Below are 9,225 nucleotides of genomic sequence, written 5' to 3' on the forward strand. Positions count from 1 at the left end.
GTAACTTTTTCAACATCACCCAAGCCCTTAATGGTGAGTCCTCTAGTTATTTCTGTTCCTTCGGTGTATAGTGATTCAGCGTGTCTAACCATATAGATGATGGTCTTCATATTATCCTCCTTGAATTGCTAACTTTTTACTGAGATTTCACATAACGTTCTTGTATTCACGAACTTGCGCAGCAAGTTGTCACTGAATCAGCTTCTTCTGCCAAATTCATCAAAGTGACCAAGGCGTAGCCGCCGCTTGAATACTGTGTTAGCTGATGTTCGGTTCTTCTATGAGATTCTTTCAAAAACTGTTCCATTATCATTTCTATTTGCATATAAATCCTTCTCAGTGATAACTACTTGATTAATTTTATTGTCTTCACTAATGAAGTTTGCAATTACACTCATGTCATCAAGATAAAATTGACTACTACTTTTAGGTTTCAGCTTTTTGTTCCCGAATATAAACAAGTGATCATCTATCAATTCGACTTTTAAGTTAAATTTCAAATCTTGATTGTGGTATATGCCTGTATAACTATTAAGTAAAGATAAGTCCAGATATGGATCAGGGATATATCTCAAATCAAATTCATTTATCAATTGCATCTCATACAATGGATAATTCCGTCTAGAGTTTTCGATAATTAATGTTTCGATCATCACTTCTTTGACAATTTTATTAGCAAGTGCAGCGTAATCTAGAAAAAAGGTTATATGTGATTCGGGGCCCTGCTCCATACGGTTTAAGAAATACTTTTCATGTTTATATTCATTGTGTTTCCGTAGTAAAAAATCTTCTTTACCTCTAATATCAATCATCTTTTGTATTGAGGTTGCAGCATCATCTTGATAAAAATATATCAATTTGCAATCTACTTCTCTGAAAAGCTCACTTACATTCACAATCAAAGATTGAATTACCTTTCGATCCACGTCTTTATGTAGCAAATGAACAATAGGACTTTGGAATAAAGCAGATTCCATCACAATAACATCGCTATCATATTGATTTAAAAGGAACTTTTTCCACCTTTCCAAATATGATTCAATAAAGATATTGTAATCATCAAAAGATTCAGAATAAATGATTGGATGATTATATGTGGTCTCAAAAAATAAATTGCAGGTGTAATCATTCCTTTCAAATTGATTTGCTATAAATCGGGCAAATGTTGATTTTCCAGATCCAGGAATACCTTCGACGAATACCAATTTCTTCATTGAATCATCCCTCTCATAAATGCTTTAACCGAATTTCAGCTAACGTTCAGGTATTCACGAACTTGCGCAGCAAGTTGTCACTGAATCAGCTTCTTCTGCCAAAATCATCAAAGTGACCAAGGCGTAGCCGCCGCTTGAATACTGTGTTAGGTGAAGTACGTGCCAACTTGAAATACCCCCTATATTATTCTCCTAGCTTTATCATATAATTAAATACATCCTCCATTGGCTTAATTTCAAGATGGCCTTCAAGTTGTTTAGATATGAATTCAATATCTTTTGCTCTTTCTTTTAATCCCTTATCATAGTATTTCTTTATATCATGTATCATGTCTGACTCAGATTTATATCTATCAAACCTTTCCAAGATATAAAATTCTTTGAGTTTCAAGTATATAGAGAATAAGTCCTTAATGTTTCTCGCTACTTTTTTTACTGGATTATCGAACATCATAGGTTGAATAAACAAGATGGGTGCTTCATCTAAATCGCTAATTGTTCCTTTCAGCGTTGAGAAAGCAAAATGATCTCCACCCATTCCCGTGGAAGCAAATACTTTGGCATCATCGGGCGTACAATCATACTTCATGCCTTCTTCACTACGAATATATAGCCCAATATAATGGTCTAGAGTTGCATCGTAATGATTCCTTAGCTCATTATCCAGCTGAAGTAGTTTTGATATTGTATTGGAATTTAGAGTATTTTGATTCATAATTGCTCCTTAAAATTCTTTGCATGTATTTCACCTAACGTTTCTTGATTCACGAATTTGCGAATGCAAGTTGTCAGGCAGCAAGCACATCCTTGAATTTCCTCTGCTGACCAAGGCGTAGCCGCTGCGTGAATCTTATGTTAGGTGATGCATCTGACTTCTTGAATTACCAGTCAACATAGTATGTGATTACCTATTCAATCCTTTTTGATTTTTTCAATAATTAAATCCAATTTTTCTTCTATACTTCTGACTGATATTTCTGTGTTTCTACTACTAGTTAGCATTCGACTTACAAATAACCAAAAACTCACAAAAAACAATACGATCAATCCAATAACTAAGATTTGAGGAATGAGTCTATATAGATCTAGCACCATCTAATATCATGTCCCTTCTCTATCCTTAAAGATATTTATCCATCATCAGAAATCCCGAAAATTTTATAATCAATTTTGAATGTGTTTACTCTACCTGATTACTGAAAACTATTTGATATCTGTACTCCTATGTCTTCATGTATTTCACTGAAGTTGTTTTGAAGGTTTTGATTTTCACAACTTATCTCAGAGTTGGAACTCCAACTAGGGCATTAATTGATGATAATGCAAAAAGTCAATAATGAGATTATATATGTGATTTCTTTATTTTTTTCTGAATAGAATTTCCAAAATTATCTATTTAACTTCTTTCATTTTTTAAAATATGGTTATTGAAATCCAGATGTTTCACCTAACGTTCAGGTATTCACGAACTTGCGTAGCAAGTTGTCACTGATTCTACTACTCTGCCAAAAACATCAAAGTGACCAAGGCGGAGCCGCTGCGTGAATACTGTGTTATACGACGTAACTGGCATCTTTGAATCAAACTTCAAAGTCTGCTCTTTCTTTTTGGTGTGAATTAAAAATGTACTTTGGATAATTGTTTGCGATAGACGGTATTTGAAATTCAGAAAAGTATTTTAACTCCTTCATTTCTTCATTATCAGGGTTCAAATCTCCACCTATTACCTTACAATCAAAAACAATACTTAGGTACTCAACCTGATGTCCATTAGAATATGTATGTCTACGTTTTTCACCACCATAAACTCCTATTATTCGTTCAGGATATATTATTAAACCTGTCTCTTCTTGCACTTCCCTTATTATCGCTTGTGCAGGTGTTTCACTCAGTTCAATCGCTCCAGCAATAAGCCCCCAATTCTCTTCATTGTGCTTTCTTCCAAACAAAATTTCCTTGTTTTCATTTCTAATTATCCCCACAACTGCTGGCATAAAGATAAGTTGATTTCCAATTTTCTCTCTAAGGTTTTTGTAGTATTCTGACATCCCCATAGTGTTAGCTCCTTTCGTCTTTTCAGTTATGTCGTATAACGTTCAGGTATTCACGAACTTCCGCAGGAAGTTGTCACTAAATTTACTACTCTGCCAATAGCATCAAAGTGACCAAGGGCGTATGCCCGATGCGTGAATACTGTGTTATCGGATGTCGGTACTTCATTGAAAAATCTCATCATGTAACTTCTCAAATTTAATCATTGTGTCATTCCAATTTTCTGAAATGGAATTGCCTTCTTCCCATCCGGCTACTTTTAATGATTTTCCGAATTTTTCAATATCAATTAACTCTTCCTTTGTGTAGATATCATTGTCATTGTATGTTGTGTTTACATATTCACTTAGATATACAAATAAATCCATTAGCACTTCCTCATCCTCATTACTTAAACCCGTTGCTAACCCAGAAACAGATATTGTAGTAGCAATTCCTCTAGTTATATCTTCTATTTTCGCTTGAATTACTTCATGATTGTTCCAGTTATTGTTTGCTTGTTCTTCAATATCTTTTTCAAGCACAATCAATTGTGTTTGAACTAAACTAAAGGCTAGTCTTTCTTTTATTATATCTAATCTATCACGATCATTCTTTTGATATAACATAAACAAAATTAAAGCGATGATAAGAACAACATTCATTAAAACTAATACCGAGTTTTTTGACATTTTCCATTCCTCTCTTTACCGATTTCCGATAACGTTCAGGTATTCACGAACTTCCGCAGGAAGTTGTCACTGATTCTACTACTTCTGCCAAAAGCATCAAAGTGACCAAGGCGGAGCCGCTGCGTGAATACTGTGTTATAGGATGTCAGCGCCTTCCATGAGTTAACAAATTAAAATGTTTAACCTGTCAATTATAATGGTCTTACAAATCCTCTTATCCTATGTGCTTGACTGATGCAAAACTATCGATTGTATAACTACTATTTTCATAAATAAGTTCAGTAATAGAACATTCAGAGACTAAATTACTTTGTTTATCTATAAAATTAGTATGTAATCTATTAAGTTTACTTTCCGGAAAAGTATTTACTAAATAATCCGTTAATAATCCTCCATGGGTGACGATCACAATATTACTACCAGATGGATATTTTTTTACTAGTTCAGATAGCAATGATGAAAGTCTTTCACATGCCTGCCTTGCAGAATCACCTACAGGTGGTATATAGTCAGGATCGCGTGTACATTTCTCCCATATCTCGACAAACTCTGCAAAGGTTTGACCTGGTAAGTCACCCCAGTTAGCACGTTCTCTCAAGCGGTTATCAATTCTTATTCTTGATTTTGTTTTTAATGAAATGTATTGTGCAGTTTCTAAAGCTCGTCTAAGTGGGCTTGAAATAATCGCAGTAATAGGTGTTGTAGAAAGATATTGAGCCGTTGATTGGGCTTGTTTAATACCTTCCAGTGTAATTGGCACATCACCAATTGCTTTTTCTTTTATCCCATGTCTTACAAGAAAGAACCTTATTTTCATTATATAATTCCTCCAATTGATACCAAAGGTTTCTTATTTGTTTATATATGTCTTTGCGCTTATTTCCTATAACGTTCAGGTATTCACGAATTTGCGTAGCAAGTTGTCACTGAATCTACAACTCTGCCAAAAGCATCAATATGACCAAGGCGTAGCCGCTACGTGAATACTGTGTTATCAGAAGTTACCGTCATCTTCGTTCAACTTACAAATAGCGGTCTTATCATATCTTCATCTAGATCTACAAGTTTTGAAATTTCTTCAATTATATATCCTTCCTTTATTGCTCTTTTTATTACTTCTACTTTAATTGTTCCTTCATTAATTGTGATCTCCATATGTTTATCGAAATGAATCAAATCATCGTCGACTTCTCCGTCAAGTGTAAATACCATTCTGTAATCTCCTATATCATTGCCAAGATACATAATTCTTAAGTTACAATATACAAAATCAGAATACCCACTCACATGCGTAAGTTGTATTGAACGAAGTTCTGTCTTAAGTAATTTAAGATTTGACTTCCCATTAAAAGCACTAAAAAACTCACCTCGATCTTCTTTCTTCCAATTTTCTAAATAGTTTTCAAGTCCTTTTTCTGTTCTTTCTACAATATTATTTGTTTGTGCCCATTCAATTAAGTATGTAGTGTTCATGTTTTTCCTCTCTATCGGTAATTTCAGATAACGTTTCGTATTCACGACGTTCCTTCCCCTTAGATAGCTCTTATCTTAGGGGAAGGGATGTGTCCGCAGATTATTCTTCATGCAACTACTCCTGCGGACCGAGGAGCCGAATGGCGACGATGCGGGAATACTGTGTTATAAGAAGTTGGTGCCTTCCCGAATTACTTCCAATTAATGTTTACTGTTTATCCAATTTGGTATGTGATGTTTAAAATATTGTCCTACTTTTGTTAATTCGTTCATTACGTATTTTATTTTTTGCTCTTCTAGATACCAGTTTTCCCTTGTAGTACCCGTCTTGTCAGTTACAGGACTTACAAAAAAAGTAACATCGCTAGGAAAATCTATTTGGTATGTAAGTAATGCACGTCGAGCATGATAAGATTTACAAACCAATATCGCCTTACCTAAGTTAATCCCTTCTTGTTGAATTACTTCCCAAGAGTATCTTGAATTCTCAAATGTGTTTGTCGCCTTATCTTCTCGCAATATCGCATTTTCAGGAATACCCAGACTTAAGCCGACATCACGAAGAAACTCCCATTCTGTTGTATTAACATTTGGTGTTGATCCTCCTGAAGGCAATATATATGGAGCAAAACCTTGATGATATAATTCAGCTGCTCTCTCCATTAATTGAGGGTGACTTCCCCCGGGAATCAATATTATATCTGCTGATTCGAGCTTTGTTTGAAAAAACATAAAATCCGTAATACAATCAAAAGGATAATTCATGAGTATTCATCCCTTCTTTTTTACTTAGCACCAATTTCTTATAACGTTCAGGTATTCACGAACTTCCATAGGAAGTTGTCACTGATTCTACTACTCTGCCAAAAGCATCACAGTGACCAAGGCGGAGCCGCTGCGTGAATACTATGTTATGCGGAGTCATTGACCTCATCGAAATACTTAGAATCTAATTGCAATACCAATAATTCTTCATCCAAATATTCTTCATTGTATTTTAATGCACGGCGTTCCAATCCATAAATCTGAAATCCTAATGATTTGTATAGATTTTTAGCTGAATCGTTATTCGCTACAACTGTTAGATTTATCTGCTCTAATCCTACAATTTCTTTCGAATTCTTTATTAAATCAATCATTAGGTTTTTTCCTACACCCTGCCCCCTCTTGTCTCTTCTGACGTACATACCGAAAACATTGCCTTTGTGGGAGGTTTTAACTCCGTTCTCCCTTACAAAAGTAACGATTCCGACTAATACACCATGTTCATCAAACGCCCCTAAAACAAACTTGTCCTTATTAGGTTTTATTCGTTCAATAACAGTCTCAAGTGAGAATGTTACTTCCCGATCAAATGTAGACCCAAAAGCATCTGGATTAGTTCTTAGACCGCTTAACCTCAAGTCTTGATAGGATTGAGCATCCGTTTCTTGAAGGATTTTAATAAGCATAAACTTGCTCCCTTTTTTGAAATATGAGTCTTGTATTACAATGATTTCGCATAACGTTCAGGTATTCACGAACTTGCGTAGCAAGTTGTCACTGATTATACTACTCTGCCAAAAGCATCAAAGTGACCAAGGCGTAGCCGCCGCGTGAATACTGTGTTATGAGTTGTTCGGGCCTTCTTCGAATTATTTCCACCATTTCTTATTTATTCGGTAGATAATATTCATAGCTCTTATATGAATTGTTTACTTGTAGTTCTTTGCCCTTATATAATCCGTTTCTAGTATAAAAGGTCCTTAAAGCGATCTCTTTACTTAATTCTATGATCTCATTAGATTTTTCAATATCTTGAATTGTCCAGTATCTCAGATCACTAATCTCAATTTCGTCTTTCTTTAATTCCCCTGATTCAAAATCCATTTCAAAGACAACATACATTGTTGTTTGAATGAGTCCATCTACTTCTCTAGTTCCCGACCGCATACCAACCATACGGTTTGTTGTTGTAACTATTCCTGTTTCTTCTAAAAATTCTCGACACGCTGCCTCTTCAATCGATTCGCCATGCTCAAGGAAACCTCCAGGTAACATCCACATCCCTAAGTTTTCTCCATATTCAATCTTTGCTAATAATATATTTTGGTCTTTAATCAATACACCGCCTGCTTGTAAAGATATTGGATTCATTTCCATCGTTCCTTCCATGATTTATTGCCTAATAATACACCTTAAATAAGGAAATATATAGAAATAGTTAAAACGAATAGGGTTATAGGCTGGTGTGACTAATAGTGTAGTACATTAATGTTTTCAGTTTTGTCTGTATAAGCCTTGCCCGAATTTCTCATAACGTTCGTGTATTCACGAACTTGCGCAGCAAGTTGTCACTGAATCCTCTACTTCTGCCAAAAGCATCAAAGTGACCAAGGCGGAGCCGCTGCGTGAATACTGTGTTATGTGATGTGCTCGCCTTCTTTGGACTTACCTACATTCTGATTATCTTTAGTAATTAATTGTTCTAATTCTCTTCTTGTTTCAGGATGTAATATTATTTTATCTGTTATAGTAATTTTGGGTTCTTTTACTTTTCTTCCCCACTTCCTTGAAAATGCCTTCCAATCACAATACATCTCAACAATATATTTTTTAGGCATTGGCAATGCCTCTTTGGTTTGTTGATTTACGACCCAATAATTCCAATGATGTTTATTTTTATGTTGATGTTGCAACCATGCATACTTCCATTCTAATTCTGTTTTTTCGTTTTCCTTCATATAAAATTTTCTGGTATAGGGAAAAAACTCTAGGGGAGAGAACTTAGAAAAATCATGAACTATACCTTGTATGTAGAGCCCTTCTTTCCAACATTCAACTAGAACATTGATTTTATGATCTAAGATGTATAAAAAATATTTCCAATATGATTGTAAGATATTAATCTCCTCCCATCATAGCCTATTATGAATAAAAAACGGTTTTTCGGGCATGTCACATAACGTTCAGGTATTCACGAACTTGCGCAGCAAGTTGTCACTGAATCGACTACTCTGTCAAAAGCATCACTTTGACCAAGGCGAAGCCGCCGCGTGAATACTGTGTTATGTGTAGTTACCTCTTCTCGAGAATACTTTCAAAGTAGTTAATAATTTTGTTTCCTATGTATTCTTTAAATTCTTTATTTTCTTTCTTGTAATAACAATCCCAGTAACTGATAACTCTTTGTTTCATTCTGTGATAAAAAATGGGATTTTCTAAGAAAAACTTTTTGAATTCATTCATATCCAATTTTTCTTTATTATCGTGAATTACTTGAATGATTTCTATTACATATTCTCCAACTAATTGGCTCACATATGGGACTATCCAAGATTCATTACAATTAATAATCTTCTTTAAGTTTTCTTCCCTCACGATTCCATTACAATGTCTTGTCAGGATACAACTTAGTATTAGTAATTGTTTTGTAGTTAATTGTTCAATTTCATCACTCAATGGTAAATCTATATAAATTCTATATGGAATCTCTAGCAATTCTTCATTTATTATTGCTTCATAAGCGTAGCTGTCTATTGAGGAAGTAGTTAATCTAAGCTTTGAATTAATCTCTAAGATTTCATCAGATAAATATTGAGGTAGTATATTAGTTTTTATTTGATAGTCCATTACTTCACCTACTTTCAATTTTTATTAGATGGTTAGGTAATTACACATAACGTTCTTGTATTCACGAACTTGCGCAGCAAGTTGTCACTGAATCTGCTTCATCTGCCAAAAAGCATCAAGTGACCAAGGCGGAGCCGCTGCTTGAATACTGTGTTATCGGATGTTATTGCCTTCAATGATTCAACTTTCCAAGTAGTTCTTTA

12 protein-coding genes are annotated in these 9,225 nt (G+C 34.5%); all 12 read right to left on the minus strand.

Annotated features, from left to right (window positions below; genetic code table 11):
• Positions 1-278: 278 nt before the first annotated feature.
• The 12 genes from AC1TPB_RS24380 to AC1TPB_RS24435 all read right to left on the minus strand — a co-directional run bounded on the left by AC1TPB_RS24380 (position 279) and on the right by AC1TPB_RS24435 (position 9,022).
• Entirely contained in the window at positions 279-1,214 is a 936-nt protein-coding gene (locus tag AC1TPB_RS24380; protein ID WP_482078863.1) for a P-loop NTPase family protein, read from the minus strand.
• A 184-nt stretch (positions 1,215-1,398) separates the two neighbouring features.
• A complete protein-coding gene (locus tag AC1TPB_RS24385) occupies positions 1,399-1,929 on the minus strand; it encodes a hypothetical protein (RefSeq protein ID WP_482078864.1) in 531 nt (176 codons plus the stop codon).
• A gap of 197 nt (positions 1,930-2,126) precedes the next feature.
• A complete protein-coding gene (locus tag AC1TPB_RS24390; protein WP_482078865.1) occupies positions 2,127-2,309 on the minus strand; it encodes a DUF4083 family protein in 183 nt (60 codons plus the stop codon).
• 485 nt (positions 2,310-2,794) lie between these two features.
• Complete coding sequence (locus AC1TPB_RS24395) at positions 2,795-3,268, minus strand: NUDIX domain-containing protein (RefSeq protein WP_482078866.1); 474 nt, start codon at positions 3,266-3,268, stop codon at positions 2,795-2,797.
• Between the two features lie 162 nt (positions 3,269-3,430).
• Entirely contained in the window at positions 3,431-3,937 is a 507-nt protein-coding gene (locus AC1TPB_RS24400; RefSeq protein ID WP_482078867.1) for a hypothetical protein, read from the minus strand.
• 214 nt (positions 3,938-4,151) lie between these two features.
• Positions 4,152-4,754 carry a histidine phosphatase family protein gene (locus AC1TPB_RS24405; protein ID WP_482078868.1) on the minus strand — a complete coding sequence of 201 codons (603 nt, stop codon included), beginning with the start codon at positions 4,752-4,754 and terminating at the stop codon, positions 4,152-4,154.
• Between the two features lie 200 nt (positions 4,755-4,954).
• On the minus strand, positions 4,955-5,455 hold the full coding sequence (locus tag AC1TPB_RS24410) for a hypothetical protein (protein ID WP_482078869.1): 501 nt from the start codon (positions 5,453-5,455) through the stop codon (positions 4,955-4,957).
• A gap of 156 nt (positions 5,456-5,611) precedes the next feature.
• Positions 5,612-6,175: a YdcF family protein gene (locus AC1TPB_RS24415; RefSeq protein ID WP_482078870.1), complete on the minus strand. Its 564-nt coding sequence runs from the start codon at positions 6,173-6,175 to the stop codon at positions 5,612-5,614.
• A gap of 146 nt (positions 6,176-6,321) precedes the next feature.
• Positions 6,322-6,861 (minus strand): N-acetyltransferase family protein, encoded by a 540-nt coding sequence (locus AC1TPB_RS24420; protein WP_482078871.1) that lies wholly within the window; start codon positions 6,859-6,861, stop codon positions 6,322-6,324.
• Positions 6,862-7,060: 199 nt separating this feature from the next.
• Positions 7,061-7,546, minus strand: coding sequence for an NUDIX domain-containing protein (locus tag AC1TPB_RS24425; protein WP_482078872.1), 486 nt, complete (start codon positions 7,544-7,546; stop codon positions 7,061-7,063).
• A gap of 266 nt (positions 7,547-7,812) precedes the next feature.
• Positions 7,813-8,298, minus strand: coding sequence for a DUF5662 family protein (locus AC1TPB_RS24430; protein ID WP_482078874.1), 486 nt, complete (start codon positions 8,296-8,298; stop codon positions 7,813-7,815).
• A gap of 169 nt (positions 8,299-8,467) precedes the next feature.
• Positions 8,468-9,022, minus strand: a complete 555-nt coding sequence (locus tag AC1TPB_RS24435; protein WP_482078873.1) for a hypothetical protein — start codon at positions 9,020-9,022, stop codon at positions 8,468-8,470.
• Between the last annotated feature and the right edge of the window lie 203 nt (positions 9,023-9,225).

The sequence above is a fragment of the Paenibacillus sp. Y951 genome, from assembly GCF_056786395.1.

What these genes read in the sequence shown, in the direction of transcription:
- AC1TPB_RS24380 (WP_482078863.1), bottom strand. Translation starts at nt 1,214, where the DNA reads ATGAAGAAATTGGTATTCGTCGAAGGTATTCCTGGATCTGGAAAATCA.
- AC1TPB_RS24435 (WP_482078873.1), bottom strand. Translation starts at nt 9,022, where the DNA reads ATGGACTATCAAATAAAAACTAATATACTACCTCAATATTTATCTGAT.
- AC1TPB_RS24385 (WP_482078864.1), bottom strand. Translation starts at nt 1,929, where the DNA reads ATGAATCAAAATACTCTAAATTCCAATACAATATCAAAACTACTTCAG.
- AC1TPB_RS24400 (WP_482078867.1), bottom strand. Translation starts at nt 3,937, where the DNA reads ATGTCAAAAAACTCGGTATTAGTTTTAATGAATGTTGTTCTTATCATC.
- AC1TPB_RS24425 (WP_482078872.1), bottom strand. Translation starts at nt 7,546, where the DNA reads ATGAATCCAATATCTTTACAAGCAGGCGGTGTATTGATTAAAGACCAA.
- AC1TPB_RS24395 (WP_482078866.1), bottom strand. Translation starts at nt 3,268, where the DNA reads ATGGGGATGTCAGAATACTACAAAAACCTTAGAGAGAAAATTGGAAAT.
- AC1TPB_RS24415 (WP_482078870.1), bottom strand. Translation starts at nt 6,175, where the DNA reads ATGAATTATCCTTTTGATTGTATTACGGATTTTATGTTTTTTCAAACA.
- AC1TPB_RS24390 (WP_482078865.1), bottom strand. Translation starts at nt 2,309, where the DNA reads ATGGTGCTAGATCTATATAGACTCATTCCTCAAATCTTAGTTATTGGA.
- AC1TPB_RS24420 (WP_482078871.1), bottom strand. Translation starts at nt 6,861, where the DNA reads ATGCTTATTAAAATCCTTCAAGAAACGGATGCTCAATCCTATCAAGAC.
- AC1TPB_RS24405 (WP_482078868.1), bottom strand. Translation starts at nt 4,754, where the DNA reads ATGAAAATAAGGTTCTTTCTTGTAAGACATGGGATAAAAGAAAAAGCA.